We start from the raw sequence: 14,647 nt of genomic DNA, 5'->3' as shown, positions 1-14,647 counted from the left end.
GCCCGCCTTGAGGCCCGTTCAGCGCTCGGGCTGTACCCGTCATGCTCGCTTCTGCCCGATCGTTGCTAAATGGATACGCGCCAAGCTTATGAATTAAAAAGTGTTTGTGCGTAGCTTCCTGGGAGTGTCTTCGATTGCAGACAGTTTGCGCTGTGCAATGGCGCTTCTTGCCATGCTTTCTTCGCGCCAAGCTTCCGGCAATCAGATATTCTATTTTTAAGTTATTGAAATTAAATAATTAACTATCGTTCTGGCACGCCATTCGCAATGATATAGGGCGAGCAACGGGAAGTGGTTCAACGGCTCGATCCACTACCCGACCGGGCTCCAGGCGGTCTTCCACGACCCTGTGCCGAGACCGCCAACCGCTCGGTAGCGTCTGCTCCACGCGATGTGTGACTTAGGTTGCGATGAGACGGGTACTGCTAGCCAGCAAGGATGTGTACCTGCAGGGCATGGATGCCCAGGCAAGGATGCCACTCCCCCTCACGGGGGACATATTGACGGCGCGACGCCCAGGCGACGCGTCAACCGGACGAAGCCAGGCGGTTCGCCGCCAGAAGTGAAATCGCAGTCCCTGGCAGACTCAAGGCGATTTCACGGTTTCGGGCTCCCACGGGGAGCCGACTCCGAGTCTCATGCGTGTCTGGCCAGGCAGATCATCGTGAGTACTCACATGACCCTTCAGTTCCCTGCGTACCTTGGGCCGGCTCTGCCGGCCCGCTTTTTTCGTGGCACCGGTGTCCCACCGCTTACCCGAACGGTAACTCTGTTATGCTGTGCGGAGAGAATGAATGACGTTGACCTTCTTTCTGCATAGAACTGTTTCCATGACCTCCCAGGTCTCGCGCCGCTGGCGCCCGCGCTCGCTATTGCAGCTCGTATTGCTGGCCTTTCTGGTCGTGATGCTGCCCCTCGCCGTCCTGATGTTTCAGGCCGGCGAAGTCTTGTCGGAACTCTCGCAACTGGCCAACGTCAGCGCGCGCCAGGCCGTCGATCAGACGCGCCGGGCCCGCGAACTCTCCAATCTGGCCGTGGAGATGGAGCGCAGTGCCCGCCAGTATGCGGTCGTCGAGCAACCCGGCCTGATGGAGATCTTCAGCGACAAGGCCGAGGCGTTTTCCAAGCTGCTCGACGAGCATCAACGCCTGCTGCCCGGCAATCCCGACCTGATCGCGTTGCGCCAACAGCTCGATTGGCTTACCGGGCTCCCCGCGCTCACCCCCGAGGCAGTCAGTGAAGAACTCGACCGGTTCGCCAGCTTCGCCACGCATACCGAGGCGCTGCGCAAGGCCACCAACCGCCAGATCGACAATCGCATCGAGTCGATCAGCGATCGCGCCGGCGAGGTTCAGCGGCGGCTATGGCTGCAGACTGCAGCGCTGGTCTCGGCGAGCCTGCTGTTGATGCTGCTGTTCACCTGGCTGATCATCCGCCCGATCCGCCAGCTCGAGCGGCGCATTCTCAGCCTGGGCAGCGGGGCGGAGCCGCCCCTGGCGCACCATATCCAGGGCCCTGCCGAGCTGGTCAGCCTCGGCGAGCGGCTGGACTGGTTATCGGCCCGGCTCAACGAGCTCGAGGCCCAGAAGCAGCAATTCCTGCGCCACATGTCGCACGAGCTCAAGACGCCGCTGGCCAGCGTGCGCGAAGGCACGGCGCTATTGAGCGACGACGTGGCCGGCGCGCTGAGCCCGCGCCAGCGCGAAATCGTCGAGCTGATCGACGCCAGTGGCGAGGAGCTGCAGACCCTGATCGAACAGCTGCTCGACTACAATCTGCTACAGCACAATCAGGGCGTGATCAACGAGCGTTTCGATATCGCCACGGTGATCAAGGAAGTCCTCGCCAAGCATCAGCTGGCGCTGGAGAAGAAGGGCATGCAGGTGATCGCCCACCATCAACCGCTCGAATGGCGCGCCGATCGCAGCCGCACCATGCGCATTCTCGACAACCTGGTGTCGAATGCCATTGCCTACGGCGAGGATGGCGGCGACCTGGAGCTGCGCGCCCAGCGCCGTGGCCGCACGCTGGCGATCGAGGTTGCCAACAGCGGCGAGCCGATCGCCGATGAGGATCGCGGACAGCTGTTCGATGCATTCTACCAGGGCCGGGCGCGACGCAAGGGCGCGCTGAAGGGCTCGGGTATCGGCCTGTCGGTAGCCGCCGATTGCGCCAAAGCCCAGAACGGGACGCTCACGCTCAATGATGATGACCCGCTCGACGTGTGTTTTCGGCTGACGCTGCCGTGGAATGCCGAAGCGGGCAACGAGACCAATACGCCGCAAGCCAGGCTCACAGCGGTAAGCAATGACGCAAGGAACTGATCAATGAAGCATCCGATACTCATGGCCGGCGTGCTGAGCGTTTCGCTTGTGCTGGCCGGTTGCCAGCAATTGTTATCGCAGCGCGACGAGCCCCTCGACATGACGACCGACCAGTGCCTGTCCGAGATACCCAGCCTCGAAACCAACAGCTGCCTGATCGAATCGTGGATCGCTTTCGGCCTGGCCGCCCAGCGTGGCGATGCCGTGTGGCGCGAGAACACCTTGGCCGAACTCGAGGGCAATACCGCGCGCCAGCGCCTGGCCCGCGCAGTGGTGCTGTCGTGGGCTGAACGCGAGCGCTGGAAGGATGCCTCGGAACTCTACAAGGCCGACCTGGCCGCTGCGCCCAGTGAATTGCAGCCGCTGTTGCGCCAATGGCTTAACGGCCTCGAGGGTCGTCGCGCGCTGCTCGACGAGATCGCTGCCAGCAAGAGCGCGCGCAACAAGGCGATCCAGGAGCGCGACGCGCTGGCCGAGAAGCTCGACGCGCTGACGGCGATCGAACAAAGCATCAATTCGCGCCAGCAATAGTCCGAGCCCCCAGAGGGCGGCTGGCGCCCTGAACTAAGCTTTGCCTGAAAAGTCGGCGAGCACTTTTCACAGAGCGGAGGAGCGACACCGTGAAGCACGCAGCCCACATCCTACTGGTGGACGACGATCCCAGCCTGCTCAAATTGCTGGGTATGCGTCTGGAGAGCCGCGGTTACCGGGTGACCACCGCCGATAACGGCCGCCAGGCGCTGGAGTGCCTGGAGCGGGCGCGCCCCGACCTGGTGCTTTCCGACCTGCGCATGGACGAGATGGACGGCATGGCGCTGTTCCAGCAGTTGCAAAAGCGCGTTCCCGGCCTGCCGGTGATCATCCTCACCGCTCATGGCTCGATTCCCGACGCGGTCAGCGCCACCCGCCAGGGCGTGTTCAGCTTCCTGACCAAGCCGGTCGACCGCGACGAGCTGTTCGCGGCGATCGACGACGCCCTGACCCAGACCCCCGGTCCCAGCGTCGAGGGCGACGATGCCTGGCGTTCGGCGATCATCACCCGCAGCCCGCACATGGAAAAGGTGCTCGAGCAGGCGCGGATGGTCGCCGGCTCCGACGTCAGCGTGCTGGTCACCGGCGCCTCCGGCTCGGGCAAGGAGCTGCTCGCCAGCGCCATTCACCAGGCCAGCTCCCGGGCCGGCAAGCCGTTCATCGCCATCAATTGCGGCGCGTTGCCCGAGCAGTTGCTGGAAAGCGAGCTGTTCGGCCACGCCAAGGGCGCCTTCACCGGCGCGATCAGCCAGCACGAAGGGCTGTTCCAGGCCGCCGACGGCGGCACGCTGTTCCTCGACGAGATCGGCGACATGCCGCTGCCGCTGCAGGTCAAGCTGCTGCGCGTGTTGCAGGACCACCAGGTACGCCCGCTGGGCTCGACCACCTCGATTCCCATCGACGTGCGGATCATCTCGGCGACCCACCGCGATCTCGACCGGGCGATGGCCGAGGGCGACTTCCGCGAGGATCTCTACTACCGCCTCAACGTCGTCAACCTGCGCCTGCCGCCGCTCAAGGAGCGCGCCGAGGACGTGCCGCTGCTCGCCAAGCACCTGGTCACCCAGGCCGCCGCGCGGCACAAGCCGTTCGTCAAGGGCTTCTCCTCCGGGGCGCTCAACCTGCTGGCCGGAAGCGCCTGGCCGGGCAATGTCCGCCAACTGGTCAACGTGGTCGAACAATGCGTGGCGCTGACCAGTTCGCCGATCATTCCCGAGGCGCTGGTCTCCCAGGCGCTGGCCGCCGAGGAGAACGCGCTGCCGTCGTTCAACGACGCCCGCGCCGGCTTCGAGCGCAGCTACCTGATCAAGGTACTCAAGATCACCGAAGGCAACGTCACCCAGGCGGCGCGCATCGCCGGGCGCAACCGCACCGACTTCTACAAGCTGCTGGGCCGCCACTCGCTGGAACCCGGCGCCTTCAAGCCTGGCGCCGACGCCGAGCAGCTCAATCAGGCTTGAGTGTCACTAAGCGTCTGTCGGACGCTCAGCCCTTGTGCAGCCGCCGCTTCACTTCCAGCCTGAGGCGTCCCTCGCCAAGCCGCGCGGTCAGCATCTGGCCCGGCTGGGTGTCGGCGGCACTGCGCACCACCTGCCGCTCGTCGTCCTCGAGGATCGCATAGCCGCGCCCGAGCACCGCCAGCGGGCTGACCGCCTGGAGCTCGCGGGCCAGGGCGCCGAGCCGTTGGCGGCGCTGTTCGAGCTGGCGCGGCATGGCCTGATACAGCCGCTGCTGCAGGCCGTCGAGCTGGCCGCGGGCGCGGGCCACGCGGTTCGACGGATCGTAGCCGGCCAGCCGGCGTTGCAGATGCTCGACACGCATCCGTTCGCCGCGCAGGCGCTGATCCATGACGCGGCTCAGGCGGCTTTCGAGCTGGGCGAGGCGCTGGCGTTGCTGGGTCAGCCGCTCGCCGGGATGGCGCAGCCGCGCGCGCAGATGATCCAGGCACTGCGCCTCGCGCTCCAGGCGCGAGCGCTGGCAGCGCAACAGGCGGCGTTCGGCATCCTGCAGGCGCCGGCGCAGGTCGCGCTGGTCGGGCACCAGTTGCTCGGCGGCGGCGGAGGGTGTCGGTGCGCGCACGTCGGCGGCGAAATCGGCCAGGGTGGTGTCGACCTCGTGGCCCACCGCCGCCATCACCGGCAGCCGCGAATGGAAGATCGCCCGCGCCAGGTGCTCGTCGTTGAACGCCCACAGATCCTCCAGGCTGCCGCCGCCGCGAGTCACCAATAGCGCATCGAAGCCCGGACCGTTGGGCATCTCGGCAAGCCGGTTGGCGATGGCGATGGCGCGGATGATCGCCGGCACCGCCTCCTTGCCCTGGACCGGCACCGGCAGCAGCGTGACCGGTACCAGCGGCCAGCGCGCCTGCAAGACCGCCAGCACATCGCGGATCGCCGCGCCGCTGGCCGAACTGATCACCGCCAGGTGGCGCGGCGGGCAGGGCAGCGGACGCTGGTTGGCGAACACGCCCTGGGCGTCGAGCTGGCGCTTGAGGCGTTCGAAGGCGGCGAGCAGCGCGCCCTGGCCGGCGGGCTGCACTGCCTCGACGATCATCTGGTAATCGCCGCGCGGCTCGAAGATCGACACCTTGCCGCGCAGCCGCACCTGGTCGCCGTTGTCGAGCGGCGAGGTGAAGCGCGCGCGGTTGCGAAACAGCGCGCACTTCAACTGGGCGCGATCGTCCTTGAGGGTGAAGTAGACGTGCCCCGAAGCCGGCCGCGCCACGCTCGAGACCTCGCCCTCGACCCAACAGTCGCCGAAGCCGCGCTCCAACAGCATCCGCGCCTGGCGGTTGAGCTCGCTGACCGAAAGGGTCGGGGTGCCGGTGTCGTCCATCGCGGGCCTCGCAGGTCGGGCAGTGTGGGAAGGGCAGTCTAGCATTCTGGCTACGAGCTACGAGCTACGAGCTACGAGCTACGAGCTACGAGCTACGAGCCGGTGCCTCCGCTATCGGGAATAAATTCCCTCCCACAAAAAAACCTCAAGCGCTGAGTTCGCGGAAGGGTTTCGCGAGAGCGAATTCAGCCGTGATGGGGTTGGCCTGGCCCCGCCATGGTCGACCAAAGGATAAAGGCGCTGTGCCGGCGATTGTTTGATTCTATGTCGGACATAGTCAGTATCTAGTCCTACAAGGAAACGTCGGGATCCGATGAGCAACGCCCCTGCCGCCACAGGTCGCAGCCCGCGACCGGACATAGCCGAATACCTCGCCGAAGCCATCTTCAGTGGCCGCTACGCGCCGGGGGAGTTCGTGCCCAGGGAACTGGACCTGTGCGAGCAGTTCGGGGTCAGTCGCAGTACCGTGCGAAGCGCGCTACAGACCCTGGTGGCCGCCGGTCTGCTCAAGCGTATCTCGGGGCAGGGCACGCGGGTGCGGGCGCTGCAGGAATGGCACCTGCTCGATCCCCAGGTCAGCGCCTGGATGGCGCGTTTCGCCCAGCCCAACCCGCGCATTCAGCGCGAGATATTCGCCTTCCGGGTCGCCGTCGAGCCGTTCGTCGCCCGGCTGGCCGCGGAGAACGCCACCGCCGTCGATCTGCTCGCCATCGAGACCGCCTACGAGGGCATGATTCGCGCCCTCGACGATGAGGGCCTATGTTGGCAGGGGCAGACGCACGATGAATACGACGTGGCATTCCATGAAGCCGTGTTCGCCGCTTCGCACAATCTGGTCTGGGCTCAGATCAGCCATGTGCTCAAGCCGGCGATCGCCTTGCTGGTCGAGCGCTCCAATCATAGCGCCGACGAACTCAACGACAGTATGGAACGCCATCGCCGCGTGATGGAGGCCATCCGTCTGCGGCAACCCGAACAGGCCGCACAAGCGGCGCTGGTGGTGCTGGATCGCACCGGGCGGGATCTCGGCCTCGAGGACTTGACCCGTCAACTTCCCACTCTCGAAACCCAAATAACAAGCGATTAAAGGACGCCTATCCCATGACGCTAAGCACTCCGCTCAAGACGCTAACCGCTGCCGTTCTCGGTGCCATGGCCTTCAGTGCCCAGGCCGCCGAATACGAATGGACCTTCCAGACATCCGAGACCGCGGGCGAGCCGCAGTTCGAGATGAAGAAACAGTGGGCCGAGAACGTCGAGACGATGTCCGACGGCCGTATCTCGATTGAAATCCTGCCGGTCGGTGCCGTCGTTCAGGCCAACCAGACCCTGCAGGCGGTGCGCTCCGGCATCCTCCAGGGCCATCTGACCGATCCCAGCTACTTCAGCGGCCAGAACCCGGCGTTCGGCATGATGGGCAACCTGGTGGGGGCCTGGAGCGACCCCTACAATTTTCTCGATTACATGAACAACGGCGGTGGCGAGGCAATCTACGACAAGCTGGCCGAACAGTACGGCGTTCACCTGATCGGCGCCGCCGCGACCGGCCTCGAGTCGCTCCCCTCGACCCGGCCCATCAAGAGCGTCGAGGATCTTCAGGGGCTCAAGTTGCGCACCCCCGAGGGCATGGTCTCCAACGTCTTCGAGAAAGCGGGCGCGACGCCGGTCAATCTGCCGGGATCCGAAGTCTATACCTCGCTCGAGAAAGGCGTGATCGATGCCGCCGACTACACGGTATTCGCCACCAACCAGGCACAGGGGTTGCATGAGTTCGCCAATTATCCGAGCTATCCGGGCTTCCATTCGCTGCCGATGGTCGCCGTGTCGCTCAACAAGGAGATCTGGGAGGGGCTGCCGGAGGATCTCAAGACCATCCTGACCACTTCGGTGGATGCCATGGCCTACAAGATGGTCGGCGAGCTCAAGACGCGTGACCTCCAGGCGGTACGCGAAGCACGCCAGGATCCGGACATCACTATTGTCGATCTACCCGCCGAGGAGCGCGCCAAGTTTCGCGCCATCGCCAAGAAGGAGTGGAGCGAATGGGCCGACAAGAATGAAATCACCCAGGAGTTCTACAAGTCCGTGGTGAGCTATCTGGAAAATCAGAACCTTCTGCAAGCCGAGGGCGGCGCATCCGCCAAGGCAGGCGAGAAAGCCGCCGACAAATCCTGATCCCGGCATGCCGTGACAGCTGAACGCGACGGGGCCCCTTGGGGCCTCGTCGCGCGTCACGACGACCCGAATTTTCATCGTGGAGAGTACATTCCATGTCTTCCCAATCCCGTAACGACGACCGGGCCGCCGCGGTCCCGAGCGAGCCCGAGTCGGCGCCGGATGTGGCGCGCAGCGCCTTCGACCGTGGCGTGCTGTGGTGTGCCCGCGGCGCTGCCTGGCTGATCTTCATTGCCATGGCCATCAGTGTGTTCGAGGTGGTCATGCGCTATGGCTTCAATTCGCCGACCTCATGGGTTCACGAGTCCACGGTGATGCTGGTGGCGATTGCGTTTGCGCTGGGCGGGCCGGCGGCGCTGGCCAGTAACCGGCATATTCGCGTACGGGTGCTCTACGACAGTGTCGGGCCGCGCTTCAAGTTGTGGCTCGATCGTTTCAATGATCTTGTGACCTTCGGCTTCTGCCTGGTGATGAGCTATGCCGCCTACACCATGTTCTGGGACGCCTCCCACAACCCCTTGGGCGAATGGTCGCTGGAACGCTCCGGCACGGCCTGGAATCCGCCGTTCCCGGCGCTGGTCAAGGGCATGATCATGGTCGCGTTGATGGTGATGTGCGTGCAGGCCTTCATTCACCTGATTCAGTCGCTGCGCGGCAAGCCGGCCCCGGCGCCCAGCGATGAGGGAGCGGTCTGATGAGTATTGCCGACGGAACACTGTTGATGGTCGTGGCGATCTTCGCCCTGCTGGTCACCGGGCTGCCGCTGGCCTTCATTACCGGCCTGGTGGCGCTGGCGTTCACCTTCGGCTGGTTCGGCGAGATGGCCCTGCCGCTGGTCACCACCCGTGTCTACGGTTTCGTGACCGAGTATTCGCTGGTGGCGGTGCCGATGTTCGTGTTGATGGCCTCGTTGCTCGACCGCTCGGGAATCGCCAAGGATCTGTTCAACGCCATGCGGGTATTCGCCGGCCGCTTGCCCGGCGGTGTGGCGATCCAGACCGTGGTGGTGGCGTTCTTCCTGGCCGCGCTGTCGGGGATCATCGGCGGCGAGATCGTGCTGCTGGGCATACTGGCCTTGCCGCAGATGCTGCGCCTGGGCTACGACAAGCACCTGTCGATCGGCGTGGTGTGCGCCGGCGGCTCGCTGGGCACGATGATGCCGCCCTCGATCGTGCTGATCATCTACGGGTTGATCGCCAGCGTATCGATCGCCGACTTGTTCACTGCGGCGATCTCCCCGGCGATGCTGCTGATGGGCAGTTATATCGCCTACGTGCTGGTGCGCTGTCTCAAGAACCCCAAGCTGGGGCCGCCGTTGACCGAGGCCGACCGCGAGGAATCTTTCTCCAATCGCTGGCAGGCGCTGCGGGCGATCATCGTGCCTGGCTTGATTGCGTTTCTGGTGCTCGGCTCGATCTATGGTGGCGTGGCGTCGGTGACCGAAGCGGCGGCGATGGGCGTATTCGGGGTTTTCCTGGCGGTGATCGCGCGCGGCGAGTTCTCGTTCAAGATGTTGCATGCCAGCCTGAATCAGTCGCTGATGACCTGCGGCATGATCATCTGGATCGGCATCGGCGCGGCGGCGCTGGTCGGGGTCTACAACCTGATGGGCGGCAACCGCTTCATCTCGAGTGTGATCCTGGGGCTCGACGTGGCGCCGATCGTGATTCTGCTGGTAATGATGGCGATCCTGCTGGTGCTGGGGATGTTTCTCGACTGGATCGGGGTGGCCATGCTGACGCTGCCGATCTTCGTGCCGATTGTCGAGCAGCTCGGCTATAGCCCGATCTGGTTCGGCATTCTGTTCGCGGTCAACATGCAGGTATCGTTCCTGTCACCGCCGTTCGGCCCGGCCGCGTTCTATCTCAAAGGCGTGGCGCCACCGAGTATCAGTCTCAAGGACATCTTCGTGTCGCTGTTGCCGTTCATCGCCATCCAGCTGGTGGTGCTGTTCATGCTGCTGTTCTTCCCCAATCTGGCCATGTGGCTGGTGTGAGGGCTTTTGTGGGAGGGAACTCGTTCTCGAAATGGCAAAGTTTCTGAATAGGTGACTCTTGAAAATTACCAAGCTGAAAACCTGGCAGGTGCCGCCGCGCTGGCTGTTCCTCAAGATCGAGACCGACGCGGGTTGCTACGGCTGGGGCGAGCCGGTGGTGGAGGGCCGCGCGGCCACCGTCGAGGCGGCGGTGCATGAGCTTTCCGATTACCTGATCGGCGAGGATCCGCATCGTATCGAGCATCTCTGGAATACCCTGTATCGCGCCGGTTTCTACCGGGGCGGGCCGATCCTGATGAGTGCCATCGCCGGTATCGACCAGGCGCTGTGGGATCTCAAGGGGCGCGACCTGGGCGTGCCGGTCTATCAGCTGCTGGGCGGCAAGGTGCGCGACAAGATGCGCATGTACGCCTGGACCGGCGGCGACCGGCCGAGCGACGTGGGCGTCGGCGCCAAGGCGCTGGTCGAGCAGGGTTTCACGGCGTTCAAGATGAACGGTACGCCGGAGCTTGCGATCGTCGATTCGCACGCCAAGGTCGACGAAGCGGTGGCCCGGGTCGCCGAGGCCCGCGAGGCGGTGGGGCCGGATGTCGGCATCGCCATCGACTTTCACGGCCGCGTGCATCGGCCGATGGCCAAGGCCCTGCTGCGCGAACTCGAACCGTACCACCCGATGTTCGTCGAGGAGCCGGTGGCGCCCGAGCACCTGCCGAGCCTCAAGCACATCGCCACCGGGCTGGGCTATCCGATCGCCACCGGCGAGCGGCTGCACACGCGCTTTCAGTTCCGCGATCTGCTCGCCGAAGGCATGGTCGATATCGTCCAGCCCGATCTCTCGCACTGCGGGGGAATCAGCGAAGGCATGAAGATCGCCTCGCTGGCTTCCTGCTTTGATGTGGCGCTGGCGCCGCACTGCCCGCTGGGTCCGCTGACGCTGGCGGCTTCGCTGCATGTCGATGCCGTGAATCACAATGCCTTCATTCAGGAACAGAGCATGGGCATCCACTACAATCGGGACAACGACGTGCTCGATTACCTGGTGGACAAGTCGGCGCTGTCGATCAAGGACGGCTTCTGCGAGATTCCGCAGGGTCCCGGCCTGGGCGTGGAGATCGACGAGGCGTTCGTCGAGGAGCGCGCCAAGGTCGGCCATCGCTGGCGCAACCCGGTGTGGACGCACGAGGATGGCTCGATAGCGGAGTGGTGACCGAATCGGGAATACATTCGCTTCCGCAAGGGCGGAAAACCGAGCCTTTTCGACAACGCATTAATGGGAGGCGATATGAACGAGACACGCCGGGCCGCACTCGATGCGGCTTTCGAGAAGTTACCGTTGGTGGCGATCCTGCGCGGCGTCAGGCCGGACGAGATCGACGCTATCTTCGATGCGCTGGTCACGGCGGGCTTCAGAATGATCGAGATTCCGCTCAATTCGCCGCGCCCGTGGGAAAGCCTCGAGCGGATCGCCAAGCGTTGCCCCGACGACGTGGTGATCGGCGCCGGCACCGTGCTCGATCCCAATGTCTGCCAGCGTCTGGCGGATCTCGATGCCCCGTTGGTGATCACTCCCAACAGCGATCCGCTGGTGGTCGGCGAAGCCGCCAGGCTCGAGCTGGCACCGATGATCGGCTGTCTGAGCCCGACCGAGGCCCTGGCCGCCGCCCAGGCCGGGGCGACGGCGCTGAAGCTGTTCCCCGCCGGCAGCCTGGGCACGGCCTACTTCAAGGATATCAAGGCGGTCATGCCGCTCGACCTGCCGATATTCGCGGTGGGCGGCATCGACATTCACAACATGAGCGACTGGATCGCCGCCGGGATCGACGGTTTCGGCTTCGGCGGCAGTGTCTACAGACCCGGCTGGTCGGCCGATGAAGTCGGCGAGAAGGCGCGCGGGCTGATCAGTGAGTGGCGGCGCGTCAAGGAGGGCCTGAGCCAGGCCTCGGAACTCGAGCGCGAGGCCGACGCATGAGCGCAGCAGCGAACGACAGCCCCGCTCGCTTGATCGCCATCGACTGGGGGACCAGCAACTTTCGCGCCTTCCTGGTCGATCGCGAGAGCGGTAAATGCCTCGATAGCCGACGCTCCGAGGCGGGACTGCGCTCGCTCTCCAGCGCCGAATTCCCGCACTACTGCGCCGCCCAGGTCGGCGACTGGCGCGAAGAGGGCGGCGCGGCGTCGGGCGCTAAAGAAGAGGGCGGCGCGGCGTCGGGCGCTAAAAGCGTGCCGATCTATCTGGCCGGGATGGTCGGTTCCAAGCGCGGCTGGAGCGAGGCCCCGCAGCTGGATCTACCGGTGAGCGCCACCGACCTGGCGGCACATGTCGTGGCCGCGCCGGGGGTCGACAATGCCTGGATCGTGCCCGGGGTGAAGATCGTCGCTGTCGAGCATGTCGACGTGATGCGCGGCGAGGAGATCCAGGCCTTCGGTGCGCTATCGCTGTGCGCTACCCGTGAGGCGCTGTGTTGCCTGCCGGGTACGCACAGCAAGTGGGCGCGGCTTGCCGACGCGCAACTGGTCGATTTCACCACCGCAATGACCGGCGAGCTCTATCATGCGGTGCGCTTTCACACCCTGCCCGGCGAGCCGGCACGCGAGTCGGCCGAGTTCGATGCGGCGGCCTTCGACCAGGGGCTGGAGGCGGCCGGTCACCCGGCGGGCATACTCCACGCGCTGTTCGAGGCGCGCAGTCGTCACCTCTATGCAGGGTTGGCCAGCGAGCAGGTGGGGAGCTATCTCTCGGGGGTGACCATCGGCAGCGAAGTGCTGAGCCAGCGACGTATTCATCCGCAAGCCGGCGAGGTGATTCTGGTCGGGTCGAGTACCCTCAACGCGCTTTATCGTCGGGCAATGACTGCAGTGGGTTTCGGCGTCCGCGAGATCGATAGCGACCAGGCGACGCTGGCCGGTCTGTGTGCCTTGGCGGAACGGCATGGGCATTAGATTCCCACTCAAGAGCTCCCGGGTTCAGGGCTCGGTGCCTTGATAATCGGGAACAAGTTCCCTCCCACAAAAGCTCCCGGGTTCAGGGCTCGGTGCCTTGATATTTGGGAGCAAGTCCCTCTCTCAAAAACCACCAGATTGCATGGCCGGTGGGCGAGTTCATTCGAGACGAAGGTAGCTTTCGAACTGCTCGACGATGGCCTTGGGCGATTCGCGAATATCGATGCGACAGGCCTCGTCGGCAGTCGGTGGCTGCAGCGTGCTCAACTGGCTGTCGAGCATATGCTCGCCGGAAAAGAAGTGCGATCCGCGGCTGTTGAGGCGTTGCAACAGGACTTCGCGGCTGCCGTGGAGATAGAGAATCTTCAGGTTGGGCGCTCCTTGGTGCAGCACGTCGCGATAATGACGCTTGAGTGCCGAGCAACCGACGACCACGTGGCGGTTCTCGCTTCTATACCGCTTGAAGATGTCGGCTAGCGTGGCCAGCCAGCCCTCACGATCATTATCGTTGAGGGGTTCGCCCCGCGACATCTTGGCGATGCTCAGCGCACTGTGGTGATCGTCGGCGTCGACGAATTCGGCACCGATCGATGCTGCCACGTCGCGCCCGATATGCGACTTTCCCGATCCCGAAACCCCCATGACCAGGATGCAATGCGATGTGTTTTCCATGTCGGGAATCACTCGTTTCTTGAAGATAATTTGGCCCCGATACTAGCATTTTTCAGCGCCCAATGGGCGGGCTGTCGACCCTCCGTTCCGGCGGGCCGCGCCGGGTCCGAACTGACGCCGTGGCCGCTCTGGCGTCGCGCCGATCCGCAGGCGCTTTCGGGTACCTGAACGAAGCGCAAGTATCGGCTATCGTGAGGGAGTGATCGGATCCCCGCTGGCTCGCGAGTCGCCACGCATTCCTGGAGGCCGTAATGACGCAACCCACGCCACAACGCCCGCGCCTGATCTTCACCGGTCTGGATGGCTCGTTGCTCGATCACTACAGCTATGACTGGTCACCCGCCGTGGCGTGGCTGAAGCGCCTGAAACAGGCCGGTGTCCCGGTGATTCCGGTAACCAGCAAGACCCGCGCCGAGCTGATGGCGCTGCGGCTCGACCTGGGGCTCGGCGACGCGCCGTTCATCGCCGAAAACGGTGCGGTGATCGGTTTGCCGGCGAGCTGGCAGCACGCCCGGCTGGATCGCGACCCGCGCAACCTCGACGGCTTGTGCATCAAGCTGCCGAGCGTGGACAGCGACTTCCTGTGGCGGCGTCTCGAGGTGCTGCGCGAGCGGCTCAAGCTGCGCTACCGCTGCATGCGCGAGATGACCGTCGATGAGATCATGCGCGCGACCGGGCTCGACGAGCCGCAGGCCCGTCAGTCGCGCATCCGCGAGGGCAGCGAGCCGCTGCTCTGGGACGATAGCGACGAGGCGCTGGAGATCTTCCGCAGAGCCTTGCACAACGACGGGCTGACGCTGACTCGCGGCGGGCGTTTCTGGCATGTCGTGGGCGATGTCGACAAGGGACGCTCGCTGCGCTGGCTGATGGCCCGCTTCGAGGCGCTGCGCGGCGAGGTGCCCGCGACCCTGGGCCTGGGGGACGGCCCCAACGACACCTCGATGCTCGAGGCGGTGGACCAGGCGGTATTGATTCGCGGCGCGCATCGCCGGCCGGTCACCATCGCCAATCCGCACCTTTATCGCACCCGCAATCCGGGGCCGGCGGGCTGGGTCGAAGGGCTGGACTACTGGCTCGGCGAGTCGTTCTTCGAGCCTTCATCGCACGAAGACGAGCCGGCATGAGCGATTCGGGACCTTGATCGGGAGCAGGCCCCCGCTGCCATAAATCGTTT

Annotated in this window: 13 protein-coding genes; 11 read left to right on the top strand and 2 right to left on the bottom strand. The window is 64.8% G+C overall.

Annotation, left to right across the window (positions count from 1 at the left end; all coding sequences use genetic code 11):
- Window positions 1-830: 830 nt before the first annotated feature.
- The 3 genes from HALZIN_RS0110495 (at window position 831) to glrR (ending at window position 4,315) form a co-directional block, all read left to right on the top strand.
- Entirely contained in the window at window positions 831-2,324 is a 1,494-nt protein-coding gene (locus HALZIN_RS0110495; protein WP_035575300.1) for a sensor histidine kinase, read from the top strand.
- 3 nt (window positions 2,325-2,327) lie between these two features.
- Window positions 2,328-2,855, top strand: coding sequence for a hypothetical protein (locus tag HALZIN_RS0110490; protein WP_031384171.1), 528 nt, complete (start codon window positions 2,328-2,330; stop codon window positions 2,853-2,855).
- A gap of 89 nt (window positions 2,856-2,944) precedes the next feature.
- Window positions 2,945-4,315, top strand: a complete 1,371-nt coding sequence (gene glrR, locus HALZIN_RS0110485) for a two-component system response regulator GlrR (protein WP_031384170.1) — start codon at window positions 2,945-2,947, stop codon at window positions 4,313-4,315.
- Window positions 4,316-4,340: 25 nt separating this feature from the next.
- Here the strand turns inward: glrR and xseA are convergent, their stop codons facing one another.
- Window positions 4,341-5,690 (bottom strand): exodeoxyribonuclease VII large subunit, encoded by a 1,350-nt coding sequence (xseA, locus tag HALZIN_RS0110480; protein ID WP_031384169.1) that lies wholly within the window; start codon window positions 5,688-5,690, stop codon window positions 4,341-4,343.
- Between the two features lie 313 nt (window positions 5,691-6,003).
- Here xseA and HALZIN_RS0110475 point away from each other — a divergent pair, with 313 nt between their 5' ends.
- The 7 genes from HALZIN_RS0110475 (at window position 6,004) to HALZIN_RS0110445 (ending at window position 12,801) form a co-directional block, all read left to right on the top strand.
- Entirely contained in the window at window positions 6,004-6,777 is a 774-nt protein-coding gene (locus tag HALZIN_RS0110475; protein WP_031384168.1) for a FadR/GntR family transcriptional regulator, read from the top strand.
- A 14-nt stretch (window positions 6,778-6,791) separates the two neighbouring features.
- Window positions 6,792-7,865 (top strand): TRAP transporter substrate-binding protein, encoded by a 1,074-nt coding sequence (locus HALZIN_RS0110470; protein WP_031384167.1) that lies wholly within the window; start codon window positions 6,792-6,794, stop codon window positions 7,863-7,865.
- Window positions 7,866-7,960: 95 nt separating this feature from the next.
- Window positions 7,961-8,560, top strand: a complete 600-nt coding sequence (locus HALZIN_RS0110465) for a TRAP transporter small permease subunit (RefSeq protein ID WP_031384166.1) — start codon at window positions 7,961-7,963, stop codon at window positions 8,558-8,560.
- The gene (locus tag HALZIN_RS0110460; protein WP_031384165.1) at window positions 8,560-9,861 is read left to right on the top strand and encodes a TRAP transporter large permease; all 1,302 of its coding nucleotides are present in this window, start codon (window positions 8,560-8,562) and stop codon (window positions 9,859-9,861) included. The genes HALZIN_RS0110465 and HALZIN_RS0110460 overlap by 1 nt, the downstream gene beginning before the upstream one ends.
- A gap of 58 nt (window positions 9,862-9,919) precedes the next feature.
- The gene (gene dgoD / locus HALZIN_RS0110455; protein ID WP_031384164.1) at window positions 9,920-11,068 is read left to right on the top strand and encodes a galactonate dehydratase; all 1,149 of its coding nucleotides are present in this window, start codon (window positions 9,920-9,922) and stop codon (window positions 11,066-11,068) included.
- 75 nt (window positions 11,069-11,143) lie between these two features.
- The gene (locus tag HALZIN_RS0110450) at window positions 11,144-11,830 is read left to right on the top strand and encodes a 2-dehydro-3-deoxy-6-phosphogalactonate aldolase (RefSeq protein WP_035575297.1); all 687 of its coding nucleotides are present in this window, start codon (window positions 11,144-11,146) and stop codon (window positions 11,828-11,830) included.
- Window positions 11,827-12,801, top strand: coding sequence for a 2-dehydro-3-deoxygalactonokinase (locus tag HALZIN_RS0110445; RefSeq protein WP_031384162.1), 975 nt, complete (start codon window positions 11,827-11,829; stop codon window positions 12,799-12,801). The genes HALZIN_RS0110450 and HALZIN_RS0110445 overlap by 4 nt, the downstream gene beginning before the upstream one ends.
- A 159-nt stretch (window positions 12,802-12,960) precedes the next feature.
- On the opposite strand, the gene HALZIN_RS0110440 is transcribed toward HALZIN_RS0110445, so the two are convergent.
- Window positions 12,961-13,473, bottom strand: a complete 513-nt coding sequence (locus HALZIN_RS0110440) for a gluconokinase (protein WP_031384161.1) — start codon at window positions 13,471-13,473, stop codon at window positions 12,961-12,963.
- Between the two features lie 251 nt (window positions 13,474-13,724).
- Here HALZIN_RS0110440 and HALZIN_RS0110435 point away from each other — a divergent pair, with 251 nt between their 5' ends.
- The gene (locus HALZIN_RS0110435; RefSeq protein ID WP_051907469.1) at window positions 13,725-14,597 is read left to right on the top strand and encodes an HAD-IIB family hydrolase; all 873 of its coding nucleotides are present in this window, start codon (window positions 13,725-13,727) and stop codon (window positions 14,595-14,597) included.
- The last annotated feature ends 50 nt before the right edge of the window (window positions 14,598-14,647 follow it).

It is taken from the genome of Halomonas zincidurans B6, from assembly GCF_000731955.1.
In the GTDB taxonomy this organism is placed as follows: Bacteria; Pseudomonadota; Gammaproteobacteria; order Pseudomonadales; family Halomonadaceae; genus Modicisalibacter; species Modicisalibacter zincidurans.
This window is presented reverse-complemented; position numbering and strand designations above follow the sequence as displayed.